We start from the raw sequence: 17,592 nt of genomic DNA on the forward strand, positions 1-17,592 counted from the left end.
CCCACAGGTTCGGCGGCGTACCTACTTGTTTATGTCACTTGTTAGGGTGCCGTTTCTAATTATTCTCACTACTTTGTGCCTGAGCCCGACTCTCTGCGGGCAGTTCCTCGACCCTTCTGCGCGTGAGGTGCACCATGGCCAAAGTTATTTTGAAGAAAAAAGTCGACGTTGAAACTAACGCTCTGGGCGACGTCAAATCGTATGCCCGCAAGATCTGGCTCGCTGGCCTGGGTGCTTACACCAAGGTCGGCCAAGAGGGTAGCGAGTACGTTCAAGAGCTGATCAAGGCTGGTCAAGCTGTTGAAAAGAAAGGCAAAAAAGTAGTCACTGAAAAACTTGAAGCGGCCAATGCCGAGATCGATGAAGCCAAGAGTGAAGTGAGCACTTTCAAAGGCAAAGTCGAACTTCAACTCGACAAAGTCGAAAGGGCTTTCGATACACGTATCGCAAGTGCCTTGAATCGTATCGGCATTCCGTCTAAACATGACGTTGAGACACTCTCTGCTAAGCTCGATGAGCTGACGGCATTGCTCGAACGTGTCGCGCGTAAATCTTAAGGAGAACGGGATGGCTGGTAAAAAGAATACTGAAAAAGAAGGCAGCTCGTGGATCGGGAAGGTCGAAGACTACTCCCGCAAGATCTGGCTGGCTGGTTTAGGCGTGTACTCGAAGATCGACACTGACGGCAGCAAGCTCTTCGATACATTGGTTAAGGACGGCGAGAAAGCCGAGAAGCTCACCAAGAGCGCTGTCGGCAAGAAAGTCGATGCCGCCAAGGACTCCGCTTCGTCGGCCAAGTCGCGCATCAGCGGTGTGAAAGATCGTGCACTGGGCAAATGGGATGAGCTGGAAGGGGCTTTCGACAAGCGTCTGAACAGCGCCATTTCGCGCCTGGGTGTACCGAGCCGCAATGAGGTCAAGGCACTGCACAGCAAGGTCGATACCCTGACCAAGCAAATCGAAAAACTCACCGGTGCCAAGGTTGCGCCTGTTGCGGCGAAAACCGCGGCGGCCAAACCAGCGGCCAAAAGCGTAGCCAAACCATTGGCCAAGGCTGCCGCCAAACCGGCAACCAAAACTGCCGCGGCGAAACCTGCAGCCAAAGCGGCCGCAAAACCAGCCGCTAAACCGGCGGCCAAACCTGCAGCTAAAACCGCAGCAGCCAAACCCGCCGCTGCGAAAAAGCCAGCAGCCAAGAAGCCAGTAGTGAAAAAACCGGCCGCCCCGAAAGCGGCTGCACCGAAACCAGTAGTGGCTGCCGCCAAGCCACCGGTAACCCCGGTCAGCACGGCGAACTCCGCCACTGCTCCGACACCTGCTGTAACCCCGACTGCTGCGCCGGCTCCATCGACGCCAACCAGTCAGTCCTGATGATCGTTCCCACGCTCCGCGTGGGAATGCCTCATCGGACGCTCCGCGTCCATTGCGCCAGTGACGCAGAGCGTCACTGGCTGCATTCCCACGCGGAGCATGGGAACGATCACGCCCGGCCTGCGAAGGTCGGGCGTTTTTGTTTTGAAGATTCAGGATTTGGCTCGTCTGTCGAAAAAAGATCGCAGCCTTCGGCAGCTCCTACCGGTGTATGCAATTCCCTGTAGGAGCTGCCGAAGGCTGCGATCTTTTGATCTTAATGCTCTTCGAGGTACTGCAACGCCAACCGCTCGGTCGCAACCTTGACAGGCGGCAGCAAGTGCGGCGCCACCAGCATCATGATCTGATACACCACCAGTCGCACTTCACCTTCACGGTCGAGAATTCGCTGATAGTCCAGTGAGAACAGCAGCGTCATGGTGATTTGTTCCACCAGTTGCCCCAGCGCCTGGGTGTCACTGACCAACTGACCTTGAGCTTTCAATTGCGCCAGCAATGAAGCCAGTGTGCGCTTCAACGCATTGAGCAGGTTGCGTATCCCCTTGGCCAGTTTCGGCAGGCGGCCGGCAAGGTTCGACAGGTCCTGGAACAGAAACCGGTAGTGGGCCAGGCGTTCGATGATCAGGTGCAGGAACAGCCAATAATCATCAGGCGCCAATTCCACATCGGACGGTGGGTCGAGCAAGGGCGTCAACTCGGCCTGGAAGCGCTCGAACAGCCCGAGGATCAGCGGTTCCTTGCCGTGGAAATGGTAGTAGAGGTTGCCCGGGCTGATGCCCATTTCGTTGGCCACTTCCATCGTGGACACATTCGGTTCGCCCTTCTGATTGAACAACTGCAGGGCACATTCGAGAATCCGGTCGCGGGTTTTCATCCAGTCTTCTTAATGGTCGAGTCATGCCACGGCCATTGGTGGCCGTGGTTCGTTAAACATCAGCGCACGCGCACGTAAGTACCGGGTGCCGCCTCCATCGGTGGATAGTTCTGGTTGCCGAGGGTCATCCGGGTTTCGTGTTGTGCGCCGGAGCGTTCCTGAATCCAGTCCAGCCATTGCGTCCACCAACTACCGTCGACGCGCTTGGCGTCGTAATACCAGGCCCGCGGGTCGCTGCTCAGTTTCGGATTCTCGACGTAGTTGGCTTTCGGATTGTTCGGCGGGTTGAGAATGCTCTGTACATGACCGCTGTTGGACAGCACGAAGCGCCGCTCGCCCCCCAGCAGTAATGTCGAGCGATACACCGCATCCCACGGGGTGATGTGATCATTCATGCCTGCCACGCTGAAGCTGTCGACGGTGACTTTCTGCAGGTCGATCGGTGTGCCGCACACTTCCAGCCCGCCAGGATGACTCAGCGGGTTGTGCTTGAAGAAGTCCAGCAGATCACCATGAAATGCTGCCGGCAGACGCGTGTTGTCATTGTTCCAGTAGAGGATGTCGAACGCCGGCGGCTCCTTGCCCATCAGGTAGTTATTGACGAAGTAATTCCAGATCAAGTCGTTGGGACGCATCCAGGCAAACACCCTGGCCATGTCACTACCTTCCAGAACGCCCTTCTGATACGAGCGACGCTTGGCCGCTTCCAGCGTTTGTTCGTCGGCGAAGAGGGTGGCCGGGCTGTCTATCTGGCTGTCGAGCATGCTGACCAGGTAGGTCGCGCTGGATACTCGTCGTAGCTGTCGCTTGGCCTGCAAATGCCCTTGCAATGCGGCAATGGTCAGCCCACCGGCACAGGCCCCCATCAAGTTGACCTCGCGCGCGCCGGTGATTGCCCGACACACATTCATCGCTTCTTCAGTGGCTTCGACGTAAGACGACAATCCCCATTCGCGATGACGCACATCGGGATTGCGCCAGCTGATAATGAAGGTCTGCAAACCGTTTTTAAGGGCGAACTGAACGAAGCTGTTGTTGGGGCTCAAATCGAAAATGTAGTACTTGTTGATCTGTGGCGGCACGATCAGCAAGGGCTTGGAATACTGCTTTTCGCTCATCGGCTTGTACTGGATCAGCTCCAGCAGCTCATTGCGAAACACCACCGAGCCGGTAGTGGTGGCAACCGTTTTGCCCACCTCGAATGCTTGTTTGGTGACTTGTCTTGGCAGGCCGTTGTTGTGCAGGACGTCGTCGACCAGATGGCCGATACCCCGCACCAGACTATTGCCGCCGGAGTTGAAAAATTCCTTGATCGCCAGCGGATTGAGCAGGGTGTTGGACGGCGCCACGGCGTCATTGATCAAGGCAAAGGCAAAGTGGGCGCGGGCACGATCGTCCGGGCTCATGTTGCTTTCGTCGATCCAGCTTTTGACTTCTTTCTGCCAGCTCAGATAGGCCTGCAGACTGCGGCGATAAAAGGGATTGAGGCTCCACGTCGGGTCGGCAAAGCGACTGTCTTGCGGGTTGGTCGGATGCAGGGTTTCACCCAACAATACGCGGCCCAACTGGCCGCCCAGCTTCAAGGCATGCCGGGCCGTATACACCGGGTTGCGCAGGCCGTGGGTGGCCAGGCTGCGCAAGGTCGAAAGCAGGTCCCGGCCGCGCAGACCGGTAACCGCACTCTGAGCATTGATGAATGCAGCGGGAGTGGGCAAAGAGCCCTTCGCTGGTTTGTCGCGCATGAGTTAACACTCCTTCGTCATCAGGCCAAAAACAAACACACCCGAACAAAACACCATAGACGTTGTTGCGGGTTGTTGCGCGGCACGGCCTCCTGCCGACTCCTTTTCATAAACAAAAGTCGGGGTCGGTTAACCGCCCGATGGCGCCGGATGCGGATGCATTACTGCGCGCTGACGTTCTTCCTCGAGAAACTTCATGATGATCGGTGCCACCGCTTCGGCCCGGGTAATCAAGAACAGATGGCCGTCGTCGATGATGTGCAATTGGGCATTGGGAATTCGCCAAGCCAGCATGCGCATGTTGATCAGCGGGATCAGTGGGTCGTCGTCGCCGGCCAATACCAGGGTCGGTTGATGGATTTTGTGCAGCCAGTGAATGCTGGTCCAGCCGAGGCCGGCGAACAGTTGCCAGTAGTAACCGAGCTTGCCTGCCGAACGAACCCTGGCGGCGTGACTGGCTGCCAGGGTCGGATCGCGACGGAACGAGCCGCCGTAGATCATCGGTGCAATGCGGATCACATGGGAGGGCTGGATATAGCGTCGCGGGCTGGCCATCATCATCAGCACTTTAGGCTTGCCCGGAACCATCACGGTGCCCGCCGCCGTGGCCGCCAGCACCAGCTTCTTGCAGCGCTCGGGATAGTCATGGGCGAACTGCTGCGCCAGAGCGCCGCCCCACGAAACGCCAATCACGTTGACTTGCCCGTAATCGAGATAGTCGAGCATTCGCGCCGTGAGTTTTGCCAGGCCCGAGAAGCGATAGGGTCGATTGGGAGTCGATGAGCCGCCGACACCGGGCACGTCGAAGGCAATGACTTCCAGGTCCGGATCCAGAGCCTGGACGAACGGGAATATCAGCTCCAGGTTGGCGCCGATGCCATTGAAAATCAGCAAGGGCGTCAAGTGGGGCTTGCCGGGGCGTACCGCAGTGCGGAGGGTCTGGCCATCCAGGTTGACGGTACGAAAGACGAACGGTTGCGGCATGCACGAAGCCCTGTAGGTTTTAAACGCTGATCGAGCCGTCCCGGGCCGTCGCAGAATGTTCGAGGCTGGCCTCGAGAGTAATCGATAGAGATCGCGGCACCTCCCAGTACCGCGGACTGCGTGTTATTTGAGGCTCAACGTTCATGCACGTAGGTACCCGGCGAAGCTTCACCCGCTGGATAGGCCTTGTTGCCAAGGTTGGCGGGGGATTTCTTCAGTTTTCCCGAACGCTCGGCCTGCCACGCCTGCCAATGCAACCACCAGGAGTCGGTGTGCTTGGTGGAGTTTTCCATCCATTCTTCGGCCTTGACCGGCATGTCGGTGCTGGTCATATAGCGCGCTTTCGGATTGCCCGGCGGATTCAGAATGCTCTGGATATGCCCGCTGCTGGACAGCACGAACTCGACCTTGCCACCGAACAGCTGCGCGGATTTGTAGCAGGACTTCCACGGAGTGATGTGATCGTTGGTACCGGCCAGGGAAAAGATGTCGGCGGTCACCTGCTTGAGGTCGATCGCTGTGCCGCACACTTCCAGGGCATCGGGGCGGATCAGTGGGTTGTTTTTGAACATCTCGATCAGGTCGCCATGGAACGCTGCCGGCAACCGGGTGGTGTCGTTGTTCCAGAACAGGATGTCGAAAACCGGCGGCTCATTACCCAGCAGATAGTTGTTGACCCAGTAGTTCCAGATCAGGTCGTTGGGGCGCATCCAGGCGAAAACTTTCGCCATGTCGCGACCTTCCAGCACGCCGGCCTGGTAGGAATGGCGCTTGGCGGCTTCGAGGGTCTGCTCGTCGACGAACAGGGCCACATCGCTATCCAGGGTGGTGTCCAGCACGCTGACCAACAGGGTGAGGGCGTTGACCTTCTTCTCGCCGATCGCTGCGTAGTGACCCAGCAGGGCGGTGCAGGTGATGCCGCCGGAGCAGGCGCCAAGCATGTTCACGTCTTTGCTGCCGGTGATTGCGGTGACCACGTCGACCGCTTCCTTGAGCGCTTCGATGTAGGTCGACAGACCCCACTCGCGCTGCTCCTTGGTCGGGTTACGCCAGCTGACGATGAACGTTTGCACATTGTTGCGCAGGCAGAAGCGCGCCAGACTCTTGTCCGGGCTCAGGTCGAAAACATAAAACTTGTTGATCTGTGGCGGCACCACCAGCAGCGGGCGTTCATGCACCTGCTCGGTGATCGGTCGGTACTGGATCAACTCCAGCACATCGTTGCGAAACACCACTGCGCCTTCGGTCACGCCCAGGCTCTTGCCGACTTCGAACGCGCCCATGTTGACCTGGCTCGGCATACCGCCGTTGTGCACCAGATCCTTGGCCAGGTGGGAGAGACCGTCGAGCAGGCTCTTGCCACCGGTTTCGAAGAAGCGTTTGACCGCCGCCGGGTTGGCCGCCGTGTTGGTCGGGGCCATGGCTTCGGTCATGAGGTTAATCACGAAATGCCCGCGAGCGACGTCCTTGGGCGAAAGATTGCTGTCATCGATCCACGCGTGAAGCTCCTTGCGCCACGCCAGATAAGTTTGCAAATAACGTTTATAGAGCGGGTTCTGACTCCAGGCCGGATCAAGGAAGCGACGGTCATCACTTTGCGGTTGAAGCTCGGATTTTCCGAACAGCACGTTCTTCAGTTCGATGCCGAAATGAGCGACATGCCTGGCACTGTGGATGGGTTGCCTGATGGCCTGGGTCAGCACCATTCGGGCAGAGCCCAAGAGATCCTTTCTACGTAGTCCAACAACAGGATTCAGCCCCAAGGTATTTTCCGAAGCCTGAAATTTCAAGTCATCGTTAAGCTTGTTACTCATCTACGACGCTCCATTGTCCTGAGACGAGTACCTGAGCTCAGCTGTGTAGTCACACAGCAAACGCCAGGTACTACTGCTCGGGTGACCGTTAATTGCGAATAGCTACAAATGCACGGAACTTGCCAGCTCCATTGGTTACCCGAGTTTAATTTTTTTCGCAAGCGGGCCAATCGTTGACACCGCAGCGGAGCATTCAAACAGATGGAATTAGAAAATGCCCTCTAAACAGCCAGAGGCCTGTATTAGAGCATCAGCTTGACGACCGACTCATTCGGATCACGGGTCTTTCCAGCCGCTTTGAGTTCCGCAAGATAATCGTTCCAAAGATCTTCTTGGCGCACTGCCAGCTGGTACAGATACTCCCAAGTGAACAGGCCGCTGTCGTGGCCGTCGTCGAAGGTCAATTTCAGTGCGTACTGACCGGCCGGTTCGACCTTGCTCAGGCCGACGCCGATCTTGCCAAATTGCAGGATAGGTTTGCCGTGGCCCTGGACTTCGGCGGAAGGAGAGTGCACGCGAAGAAACTCGGCGGGCAGGTGATATTCCTCGCCGGACGCGTATTTGAGCGACAGGGTTTTCGAGGCTTTGTGGAGTTTGATGTCGGTGGGGAGTTGGGTCATGGCTGGCAGTCCGTCTGTGTGGGAGACCTGGTGGAACCTGATCTGCAAAACACCACAGTTCAAATGTGGGAGCGGGCTTGCTCGCGAAAGCGGTGTAACAGTCAACACAGATGTTGAATGTTACGGCCTCTTCGCGAGCAAGCCCGCTCCCACAGGGTCCGCTACCGCTGTAAGTATGGCTTACAGGATATAACGGGACAGGTCTTCGTTCTGCGCCAATTCGCCCAAGTGGCTGTTGACGTAATCGGCATCGATCAGGATCGGCTTGTCCTCGTGGGTGCTGGCCAGATCGCCGGCGCTGAACGACACCTCTTCGAGCAGGCGCTCGAGCAGGGTGTGCAGGCGACGGGCACCGATGTTTTCGGTTTTCTCGTTGACCTGCCAGGCGATCTCGGCGAGACGCTTGATGCCGTCCGGGAGGAATTCGATGAGCAGGCCTTCGGTTTTCAGCAGTGCACAATATTGCTCTGTGAGCGATGCATGTGGTTCGCTGAGGATGCGCTCGAAATCTTCCGGGCTCAGGGCTTTGAGTTCGACCCGAATCGGCAGGCGACCTTGCAGCTCCGGCACCAGATCGCTCGGCTTGCTCAGGTGGAACGCACCGGAAGCGATGAACAGGATGTGGTCAGTCTTGACCATGCCCAGTTTGGTGTTGACGGTGCAGCCTTCAATCAGCGGCAGCAAGTCGCGCTGTACACCCTCACGGGACACGTCGACTCCCCCGGAATTACCGCGCTTGGCGACCTTGTCGATTTCGTCGATGAACACGATGCCGTGCTGCTCGACGGCTTCCAGGGCCTTGGCCTTCAACTCTTCTTCGTTGACGAGGCGACCGGCTTCTTCGTCGCGTACCAGTTTCAGCGCTTCCTTGACCTTGAGCTTGCGGTTTTTGCGCTTGCCCTTGCCCATGTTGGCGAACAGGCTCTGCAACTGGTTGGTCATTTCTTCCATGCCCGGTGGCGCGGAGATATCGACGCCGGACACTTCGGCCACTTCGATTTCGATCTCCTTGTCATCCAGCTGACCTTCACGCAGGCGTTTGCGGAACAGCTGACGGGTGTTGGAATCCTGGGACGGTGCGGAGTCCTCGTTGCTGAAGCCCATGCGTGCCGGTGGCAGCAGGGCGTCGAGGATGCGTTCTTCGGCGGCGTCTTCGGCGCGGTGGCGAACCTTGGTCATTTCCTGTTCACGCAACAGCTTGATCGCAGCGTCGGCCAGATCACGAATGATCGATTCGACATCGCGGCCGACGTAGCCCACTTCGGTGAACTTGGTCGCTTCGACTTTGATGAACGGCGCGTTGGCGAGCTTGGCCAGGCGACGGGCAATCTCGGTTTTACCGACACCGGTCGGGCCGATCATCAGGATATTCTTGGGAGTGACTTCGACGCGCAGCTCTTCAGGCAGCTGCATCCGGCGCCAGCGGTTGCGCAAGGCGATGGCGACGGCGCGTTTGGCATCGTCCTGGCCGATGATATGGCGATTGAGTTCGTGGACGATTTCACGGGGGGTCATGGGCATAATAATTGGCGGTCCTCAAGCAGAAGTGAGCCGTGGCGCAATGGCCTGCACAGGCTTACTCAGCGAGATCCTGCTCCTCGATGGTGAAGGTGTGGTTGGTGAATACGCAGATGTCGCCGGCGATGCCGAGCGCTGTTTCGACGATTTCCCGCGCCGACAAATCGGTTTTCTTCAACAGGGCACTCGCGGCAGCCTGGGCGTAACCGCCGCCGGAACCCATGGCGATCAGGCCTTCTTCGGGCTCAACCACGTCACCGTTGCCGGTGATGATCAGGGAGGCATCTTTGTTGGCGACCGCGAGCATCGCTTCGAGGCGGCTCAGGGAGCGGTCGGTGCGCCATTCTTTGGCGAGTTCGACGGCAGCGCGAACCAAGTGGCCCTGATGTTTCTCGAGCTGGCCTTCGAAACGCTCGAAGAGGGTGAAGGCGTCAGCGGTAGCCCCGGCAAAACCGGCAATAACCTGGCCGTGGTAGAGGCGGCGAACTTTCTTCGCGTTGCCTTTCATCACGGTATTGCCGAGCGAAACCTGGCCGTCGCCGCCCATGACGACTTTGCCGTGGCGGCGAACTGAAACGATGGTGGTCAAGGGAGAGTCTCCACGCAGCGGGGCGAAAATGCCTTATGCCAACTCATATGGGGGTGGTGGATCGTTTTTCAACTGTAGAGCGGGAGAGGGGACGAGCGGTTTGTGGCGAGGGGGCTTTGATCGTTCCCACGCTCTGCGTGGGAATGCCTCAAGGGACGCTCCGCGTTCCAGCTCTAGAAAGGGACGCGGAGCGTCCCGGGCTGCATTCCCACGCGGAGCGTGGGAACGATCATGAAGGGTTAACGGCTTTGGCGTTGTTGTAACAACAGGTTGCTGAACCCGCTGCCCGCCAGTTGCTTCTGAGCGGTAGTCAGCTGTTCGCGGTTGCTGAACGGGCCAACCAGCACCCGATACCAGGTCTCGTCCTTCACCGTGCCGGATTCAACCGCCACGGCCTGACCCAGCAGAATGATCTGCGCACGCACCTTGTCGGCATCGGCTTCCTTGCGGAACGAACCGGCCTGCAAGAAGAACTTGGTCACCGGCGCAGCTTTCGCCACGGGCGGCGCTGGCGGCGGGGTGATGCCGGCCAATGCCGCTTGAGCCCGGGCCGTGTCGATCTTCGCCGCTTGCTCCGGCGTCACCGGCGTGGTCGGAATGGCCGGCACTTGTGGCGTCGGCAGGGTTTTCTCCGGCACCGCGTCCGGCGGCACGATGACTTCCGATTCCGGCAGCAAAGTGTAGAAGTCGTACTTCGGCTTCACCGGTTGCGTCGGGCTCGGCGGAGTCTTGTTGGCCTCGGCGATCTTGGTGGCTTTCTGCTGCTCGATCTTCTCGCGCTTGACGGTATCGCTGCCCTTGCCCGGTTCCAGCTTCATCAGGAACACAATGAACGCACCGACCGTCAGGCCGATGGCCATCCACAGCCAGCCCGGGATCGGTTGCTTTGCAGGAGCTTGGTAACGGCTGGCGCCACGCTTGGGTGCAGGTTTTTTCTTGGCAGCCAACTTACATACGCTCCAGAGTTTCCAGACCCAAGAGTTCCAGGCCTTGCTTGAGAGTGCGGCCGGTCAGCGCGGCGAGGCGCAGGCGGCTCTGCATTTGCGCCGGGGTGTCGGCGCCGAGGATCGGGCAGTTCTCGTAGAAGCTGGAGAACAGGCCGGCGACATCGTACAGGTAGGTGCAGAGGATGTGCGGCGTGCCTTTGTCGGACACGTTGTTCAGTATTTCGCCGAACTGCGCCAGTTTCGCGGCCAGCTCATGTTCGTGGGTTGCTTCGAGACTGATTTTGCCTTCGACTTCGCTGAAATCCTTGCCGAGTTTGCGGAACACCCCGGCCACTCGGGTGTAGGCGTACAGCAGGTATGGCGCGGTGTTGCCTTCGAAGTTCAGCATCAGGTCGAAGTTGAAGCTGTAATCGCTGGTGCGGTGCTTGGACAGGTCGGCGTATTTCACGGCGCCAATGCCCACGACCTTGGCGATGTTGCGCAACTCGTCTTCGGCAAGCTCCGGGTTCTTCTCCTTCACCAGGGTGTAGGCGCGTTCCTGGGCTTCGGTCAGCAGGTCGATCAGCTTCACGGTGCCGCCATCGCGGGTCTTGAACGGACGGCCGTCGGCGCCGTTCATGGTGCCGAAGCCCATGTGTTCCATTTCCATCGGGTGCGTCACGAAGCCGGCCAGGCGCGCGACTTGGAACACTTGCTGGAAGTGCAGGGCCTGGCGCTGGTCGACGAAGTACAGCGCGCGATCGGCCTTGAGCTTGCCGCTACGGTAGCGCACGGCGGCCAGGTCGGTGGTGGCGTAGAGGTAGCCGCCGTCAGCCTTGACGATGATCACCGGCAGCGGGTCGCCGTCGGCGTTCTTGAATTCGTCGAGGAATACGCATTGAGCGCCGTTGCTCTCGACCAGCAGGCCAGCGGCCTTGAGGTCGTTGACCACGTTGATCAGGTCGTCGTTGTAGGCGCTTTCGCCCATTACGTCGGCCATGGTCAGTTTGACGTTCAGCAATTCGTAGATTTTCTGGCAGTGCGACAGCGAGATGTCCTTGAACTTGGTCCACAGCGCCAGGCAATCCGGGTCGCCGGCTTGCAGCTTGACCACCAGGCCGCGGGCGCGATCGGCGAATTCTTCGGATTCGTCGAAGCGTTGCTTGGCGGCGCGGTAGAAGTTTTCCAGGTCCGACAGCTCATCGCTGGTGATCGGGTTTTCCTGCAGATAAGCCATCAGCATGCCGAACTGGGTACCCCAGTCGCCAACGTGGTTCTGGCGGATCACTTCGTCGCCGAGGAACTCCAGAACCCGGGCCACGCCGTCGCCGATGATGGTCGAACGCAAGTGGCCGACGTGCATTTCTTTGGCCAGGTTCGGGGCCGACAGGTCTACCACGGTGCGCTGCACCGGGCCGGCCTTGCGTACGCCGATGTGGTCGTCGGCCAGCGCCGCGTCCAGGCGGCTCGCCAGGGCTTGAGTGTTCTGGAAGAAGTTCAGGAAGCCAGGGCCGGCGATTTCGGCTTTGGAGACGTTCTCGTCAGCCGGCAGCGCGGCGATGATTTTCTCGGCCAGGTCACGGGGCTTCATGCCCGCAGGCTTGGCCAGCATCATGGCGATGTTGCTGGCGAAGTCGCCGTTTTTCTTGTCGCGAGAGTTTTCCACCTGGATCGCCGGCGACAGGCCTTCAGGCAACACACCTTCGTTGACGAGTTGGGTGATGGCTTGTTGGATCAGCTGGCGAATGGTGTCTTTCATGGTCTTCTCTTTCGACCGCTAGCGCGGCGGCGCTTCGATGCGCTGGTGGAAAAACTGGGCATTATCCGTTGCGAAGACGGGCTTGCCAACTATAGCGGGCAGGTTATGGATATGTGGTGACAAATCGGCCGCCTTCGCGGGCAAGCCTCGCTCCTACAAGGAATAGGCGTTGATCACCAAACCAATGAACACCATAGACTTTGTGGGAGCGAGCCTGCTCGCGATGGCAATCTCTAAATCAATACAAATCGACCGGATCAACATCCAGCGACCAACGCACCGCCCGCCCACTCGGCATCTGCTCCAAAACCAACAACCAACTGCTCAGCAATCGATGCAGCGGCGCCCGGGCCGTGGCTTGCAGCAACAACTGTGCACGATATCTTCCGGCTCGGCGCTCCATTGGCGCCGGCACCGGCCCCAGCAACTCAATCCCGGTCAGATTCTGCTCGGCCAGCAAACGCTCGGCCTCGCTGCACGCTTCATCGAGGAAGCCTTCGGCCTGCCCCGGTTTATGCGCTTCGGCCCGCAGCAGCGCGAGATGCGCAAACGGCGGAAGCCCTGCGCAGCGGCGTTCGCTCAACGCCTGTTCGGCAAAGGCGAAATAGCCCTGTTCGGTCAGTTGCACCAGCAGCGGATGGTCCGCCAGGTGCGTCTGGATAATCACTTTTCCCGGCTCTTCGGCCCGCCCCGCGCGCCCGGCGACCTGGACGATCAGCTGCGCCATGCGTTCGCTGGCGCGGAAATCGCCGGAGAACAGCCCGCCGTCGGCATCCAGAATCGACACCAGGGTCACCCGTGGAAAGTGGTGCCCTTTGGCAAGCATCTGTGTGCCGACCAGAATGCACGGCTGGCCTTTTTGAATGGTGGCGAACAGTTGATTCATCGCGTCTTTGCGTGAAGTGCTGTCGCGGTCGACCCGCAGCACCGGGACGTCCGGAAACAGAATCCCCAGGCGTTCTTCGGCGCGCTCGGTACCGGCGCCCACAGGCCGCAAATCGACCTTGCCGCACTTCGGGCAATGCCGGGGCACTCGTTCGACGTAGCCACAATGGTGGCAACGCAGTTCGCCGGAGCGCTGGTGCACGGTCATTCGCGCGTCGCAGCGCTGGCATTCAGACATCCAGCCGCAGTCGTGGCAGAGCAGCGTCGGGGCGAACCCTCGGCGGTTGAGGAACACCAGCACCTGCTGGCCGGCGGCCAGGGTCTGACCGATAGCTTGCTGCATCGGTCCGGAAATGCCGCTGTCCAGCGGACGACTTTTCACGTCCAGGCGCAGGAAACGCGGTTGCTTGGCGCCACCGGCCCGCTCATTCAGGCGTAGGAGGCCGTAACGTCCGGTGTAGGCGTTTTGCAGGCTTTCCAGCGAAGGTGTGGCGGATCCGAGGACAATCGGGATGTTTTCCTGCCGGGCGCGGACCAGTGCCAGGTCGCGGGCGTGGTAGCGCAGGCCTTCCTGCTGTTTATAGGAGCCGTCGTGCTCTTCATCGATGATGATCAGGCCAGGGTTTTTCATCGGCGTGAACAGTGCTGAACGGGTACCGATAATAATGTCGGCCTCGCCATCCCGCGCCGCCAACCAGGCTTCCAGGCGTTCGCGGTCATTGACTGCGGAGTGGATCAGCGCGATGCGCGCATTGAAGCGCTGCTCGAAGCGCGCCAGGGTTTGCGGGCCGAGGTTGATCTCCGGGATCAGCACCAGAGCTTGCTTGCCGGCCTCGAGGGTTTCGCGGATCAGCTGCAAATAGACTTCGGTCTTGCCGCTGCCGGTAACGCCGGCCAGCAGGAACGCGTGATAACTGTCGAACCCGGCGCGAATCGCTTCATAAGCGGCGCGCTGCTCGGGGTTGAGCGGCAATTCCGGTTGCGCCAGCCAGTGTTCGTGGCGGGCGCCGGGGGCGTGCTTGCGGATTTCGACTTGCACCAGATCCTTGGCCAGCAACAGATCGAGGCTGTCCTTGCTCAGCATCAGTTTGCTCAGCAGCTGATGGGCGACGCCGTGGGGATGCTGAGCCAGGGTCGCCAGAGCTTCGCGCTGACGCGGGGCACGAGCGATGCGCGGGTCATCAAGGCTGGCGCCGGGCGCGGCGGACCAGAAGCGTTCCTGGCGTGCTTCGGCCAGTTCGCCTTGTCGCAACAGTACCGGCAGTGCCCAGCTCAAGGTGTCGCCGAGGCTGTGCTGGTAATACTGAGAAGTCCACAGGCACAGCTTGAACAGCGCTGGCGGCAGGGGCGGCGTGGCGTCGAGCAGCGCCAGGGCCGGCTTGAGTTTGTCTGCCGGCACTTCGCTGGTGTCGGTGACCTCCACCAGAATCCCGATCATCTCCCGCCGACCGAACGGCACCCGCAAGCGCATGCCCGGGTGTAGCTGGGCGCGCAGGACTCCGGCCGGCGCGCGGTAGTCGAACAGGCGACGCAGGGGAGAAGGCAGGGCGAGGCGCAGAATGGCGTTGGGCACGCGGGGGGATCTCGATCAACGGAAAATAAACAGCAGGGCCATGACCCTGTGGGAGCGAGCCTGCTCGCGAAAAGGGAATGTCAGTCAGCATTCATGTCATCTGACACACCGCTTTCGCGAGCAGGCTCGCTCCCACAGGGACGGCGCTTTGGGCCGGGAGCCTAGCAGACGGTCGGTGTAAGGGACAGCTTGCGTGATTGCAAAGGTCTGGTAGAATCCGCGGCCTAATTACGTGCGGTATTCAACAATGGTGTTGAGTGGCGGCACGCTAGCCTGAGGAACACATCATGAAAGCCGATATCCATCCAACATACGAAATCACCGCAGTTACCTGCAGCTGTGGCAACAAGTTCGAAACTCGTTCGAACCTGGCCAAGCCTCTGGCGATCGACGTATGCAACGAGTGCCACCCGTTCTACACCGGTAAGCAGAAGACTCTGGATACTGGCGGTCGTGTACAGCGCTTCGCAGACCGTTTCGGCGCTTTCGGCAAGAAAGCTCCTGCTGCTGCAGAGTAAGGTTGAAAGGCCCGATGGGCTTTTCCTTGCTGATGAAAAAGGCGTCCCTCGCGGGCGCCTTTTTTGTGTCCGCGATTTGGCTTTCCAGTGCTCAGGCCTTCTGCCCTGCGTCGAGCGGGCTGACGCCGGTCGCGGTGCAACGGGTGGTGGATGGCGACACCTTGCGTCTGAGCGATGGCCGCAGTGTGCGCATGATCGGTTTGAATACGCCGGAGCTGGGCAAGCAGGGTCGCTCCGACGAACCGTTCGCCGTGGCCGCGCGCAAACGCCTTGAAGCGCTGGTGGCTGCCAGCGATGGGCGAGTCGGTTTGTTGCCGGGTAAAGAAAGCAGGGACCATTACGGCCGCACCCTGGCCCATGTCTATGGCGTCGATGGTGCCAATCTTGAAGCGCAGATGCTCGCCGAGGGCCTCGGTTTTCAGGTGGCGGTGGCACCGAACGTCGATTTGGTCGCCTGCCAGCAAGCGGCCGAACGCAGTGCTCGTCGGGCCGGTCTCGGGCTGTGGCGACAATCACCTGTATTGAAAGCGGAGCAGATCAGCGCGTCCGGTTTCGCCATGCTCAGTGGTCGTGTGAGCAAGGTTCAGCGCAATCGCGGCGGGGTTTGGATCGAGTTGCAGGATTCGGTTGTATTGCGGGTTGCACCCAATCTACTGGGCCAATTCGATGTCGCATCGCTTGAAAAGCTCAAAGGCAAGCAAATCGAGGCTCGTGGCTGGGTGGTGGATCGTTCGCGCCGCGGTGGGTTGCAACCGGGGCAGGCGCGCTGGCTTCTGCCGCTGACCGATCCAGCGATGTTGCAGGCGGCGCCGTAAGAAAAAATTGTAGACATTTTTTCTTTCGATTGTGAACAGTCTATCCCTTGTGTTCCGTGGCTCTTGGCCCAAAGTCGTAGGGCCGGGCGCTTGACAGGGGTGACTGGTCAGTCTTGTGAGGACTTTGCGAGGCGAGTATCCTCGGCGGTCCGTCTGTCCAACAGTAAAAAGCGGAATGCCCCTATGTCTGATCTGAAAACTGCCGCTCTCGAATATCACGCCCATCCCCGTCCAGGGAAGCTGAGTGTCGAGCTCACCAAGGCCACCGCTACCGCCCGCGATCTGTCGCTGGCCTACAGCCCCGGCGTAGCCGAACCAGTACGCGAAATCGCCCGCGATCCTGAACTGGCCTACAAATACACCGGCAAGGGCAACCTGGTTGCAGTCATTTCCGATGGCACCGCGATTCTCGGCTTGGGTAACCTTGGCCCATTGGCTTCCAAGCCTGTTATGGAAGGTAAAGGCGTGCTGTTCAAGCGCTTCGCCGGCATCGACGTGTTCGACATCGAAGTCGACTCCGAAAGCCCGCAAGCCTTCATCGACACTGTCAAGCGTATCTCCATTACCTTCGGTGGCATCAACCTGGAAGACATCAAGGCACCTGAGTGCTTTGAGATCGAACGCGCTCTGATCGAGCAGTGCGACATTCCGGTATTCCACGATGACCAGCACGGCACCGCAATCGTTACTGCGGCCGGCATGATCAACGCCCTGGAAATCGCTGGCAAAACCTTGGCTGACGCCAAGATCGTCTGCCTGGGCGCCGGTGCTGCCGCCATCTCCTGCATGAAATTGCTGGTGAGCATGGGCGCCAACATCGAAAACATCTACATGGTTGACCGTACCGGCGTGATCCACTCCGGCCGTGACGACCTGAACCAGTACAAGGCTGTGTTCGCTCACGCGACCGAAAAGCGCACCCTGGCTGACGCGCTGGAAGGCGCTGACGTGTTCGTTGGCCTGTCCGGCCCGAATCTGCTGAGTGCTGAAGGCCTGAAATCCATGGCGGCCAACCCGATCGTGTTCGCGTGCTCGAACCCGGATCCGGAAATCTCCCCGGAACTGGCTCACGCCACCCGTAACGACGTGATCATGGCCACCGGCCGTTCGGACTACCCGAACCAGGTCAACAACGTACTGGGCTTCCCGTTCATCTTCCGTGGTGCCCTGGACGTTCGCGCCAAGCGCATCAACGAAGAAATGAAAGTGGCTGCCGCCAACGCCCTGCGTGAACTGGCCAAGCTGCCAGTACCTCAGGAAGTGTGCGACGCCTACGGCGGCATCAAACTGGAATTCGGTCGTGAGTACATCATTCCGAAACCAATGGATGCCCGTCTGATCACCCTGATCTCCGATGCCGTGGCCAAGGCTGCGATCGAGACCGGTGTGGCGACCCTGCCGTATCCGAAGAACTACCCGCTGAAAAGCGTGGATGACGTGTTCAACGGCTAAGCCGTTGTAGCGCATCAACCAAAAGCCCCAGCTCATTCTGAGTCGGGGCTTTTTTGTATCTGGGAGTTTGATCGTTCCCACGCTCTGCGTGGGAATGCCTCAAGGGACGCTCCGCGTTCCAGCTCTAGAAAGGGACGCGGAGTGTCCCGGGC

General features: G+C 59.5%; 15 protein-coding genes. 5 read left to right on the forward strand and 10 right to left on the reverse strand.

Features of this window, described 5'->3' with window-relative positions:
* The first annotated feature begins 134 nt into the window (after positions 1–134).
* Together IB250_RS27455 and IB250_RS27460 are read left to right on the forward strand one after the other, a co-directional pair.
* A complete protein-coding gene (locus IB250_RS27455) occupies positions 135–557 on the forward strand; it encodes a phasin family protein (RefSeq protein ID WP_007899266.1) in 423 nt (140 codons plus the stop codon).
* A 10-nt stretch (positions 558–567) separates the two neighbouring features.
* Positions 568–1,371 (forward strand): phasin family protein, encoded by an 804-nt coding sequence (locus IB250_RS27460; RefSeq protein WP_192346733.1) that lies wholly within the window; start codon positions 568–570, stop codon positions 1,369–1,371.
* Between the two features lie 256 nt (positions 1,372–1,627).
* Here IB250_RS27460 and IB250_RS27465 read toward each other — a convergent pair whose 3' ends face one another.
* From IB250_RS27465 to IB250_RS27510, 10 genes are all read right to left on the reverse strand, one after another.
* Positions 1,628–2,245, reverse strand: coding sequence for a TetR/AcrR family transcriptional regulator (locus tag IB250_RS27465; protein WP_192346735.1), 618 nt, complete (start codon positions 2,243–2,245; stop codon positions 1,628–1,630).
* A 59-nt stretch (positions 2,246–2,304) separates the two neighbouring features.
* A complete protein-coding gene (phaC, locus tag IB250_RS27470) occupies positions 2,305–3,987 on the reverse strand; it encodes a class II poly(R)-hydroxyalkanoic acid synthase (protein WP_192346737.1) in 1,683 nt (560 codons plus the stop codon).
* Between the two features lie 129 nt (positions 3,988–4,116).
* Positions 4,117–4,971 carry a poly(3-hydroxyalkanoate) depolymerase gene (gene phaZ / locus IB250_RS27475; RefSeq protein WP_008067658.1) on the reverse strand — a complete coding sequence of 285 codons (855 nt, stop codon included), beginning with the start codon at positions 4,969–4,971 and terminating at the stop codon, positions 4,117–4,119.
* A 134-nt stretch (positions 4,972–5,105) separates the two neighbouring features.
* A complete protein-coding gene (phaC, locus tag IB250_RS27480) occupies positions 5,106–6,785 on the reverse strand; it encodes a class II poly(R)-hydroxyalkanoic acid synthase (protein ID WP_007899254.1) in 1,680 nt (559 codons plus the stop codon).
* Positions 6,786–7,027: 242 nt separating this feature from the next.
* A complete protein-coding gene (locus IB250_RS27485) occupies positions 7,028–7,405 on the reverse strand; it encodes a gamma-butyrobetaine hydroxylase-like domain-containing protein (protein ID WP_008009230.1) in 378 nt (125 codons plus the stop codon).
* 180 nt (positions 7,406–7,585) lie between these two features.
* Positions 7,586–8,926, reverse strand: coding sequence for an ATP-dependent protease ATPase subunit HslU (gene hslU, locus IB250_RS27490; RefSeq protein ID WP_123499960.1), 1,341 nt, complete (start codon positions 8,924–8,926; stop codon positions 7,586–7,588).
* Between the two features lie 55 nt (positions 8,927–8,981).
* A complete protein-coding gene (hslV, locus tag IB250_RS27495) occupies positions 8,982–9,512 on the reverse strand; it encodes an ATP-dependent protease subunit HslV (protein WP_007899242.1) in 531 nt (176 codons plus the stop codon).
* Positions 9,513–9,751: 239 nt separating this feature from the next.
* Entirely contained in the window at positions 9,752–10,459 is a 708-nt protein-coding gene (locus IB250_RS27500; protein ID WP_008009226.1) for an SPOR domain-containing protein, read from the reverse strand.
* 1 nt (position 10,460) lies between these two features.
* Positions 10,461–12,197 carry an arginine--tRNA ligase gene (gene argS, locus IB250_RS27505; protein ID WP_192346739.1) on the reverse strand — a complete coding sequence of 579 codons (1,737 nt, stop codon included), beginning with the start codon at positions 12,195–12,197 and terminating at the stop codon, positions 10,461–10,463.
* Between the two features lie 238 nt (positions 12,198–12,435).
* Positions 12,436–14,655, reverse strand: coding sequence for a primosomal protein N' (locus tag IB250_RS27510; protein WP_192346741.1), 2,220 nt, complete (start codon positions 14,653–14,655; stop codon positions 12,436–12,438).
* A 287-nt stretch (positions 14,656–14,942) separates the two neighbouring features.
* On the opposite strand from IB250_RS27510, the gene rpmE reads away from it, so the two are divergent.
* The 3 genes from rpmE (at position 14,943) to IB250_RS27525 (ending at position 17,440) form a co-directional block, all read left to right on the forward strand.
* Positions 14,943–15,173: a 50S ribosomal protein L31 gene (gene rpmE / locus IB250_RS27515; RefSeq protein ID WP_007899231.1), complete on the forward strand. Its 231-nt coding sequence runs from the start codon at positions 14,943–14,945 to the stop codon at positions 15,171–15,173.
* Between the two features lie 14 nt (positions 15,174–15,187).
* The gene (locus IB250_RS27520; protein WP_192346743.1) at positions 15,188–15,988 is read left to right on the forward strand and encodes a thermonuclease family protein; all 801 of its coding nucleotides are present in this window, start codon (positions 15,188–15,190) and stop codon (positions 15,986–15,988) included.
* 183 nt (positions 15,989–16,171) lie between these two features.
* Positions 16,172–17,440 carry a malic enzyme-like NAD(P)-binding protein gene (locus IB250_RS27525; RefSeq protein WP_007899225.1) on the forward strand — a complete coding sequence of 423 codons (1,269 nt, stop codon included), beginning with the start codon at positions 16,172–16,174 and terminating at the stop codon, positions 17,438–17,440.
* Positions 17,441–17,592: the final 152 nt, after the last annotated feature.

This window comes from Pseudomonas sp. PDM09 (assembly GCF_014852305.1).
Lineage (GTDB): Bacteria > Pseudomonadota > Gammaproteobacteria > Pseudomonadales > Pseudomonadaceae > Aquipseudomonas.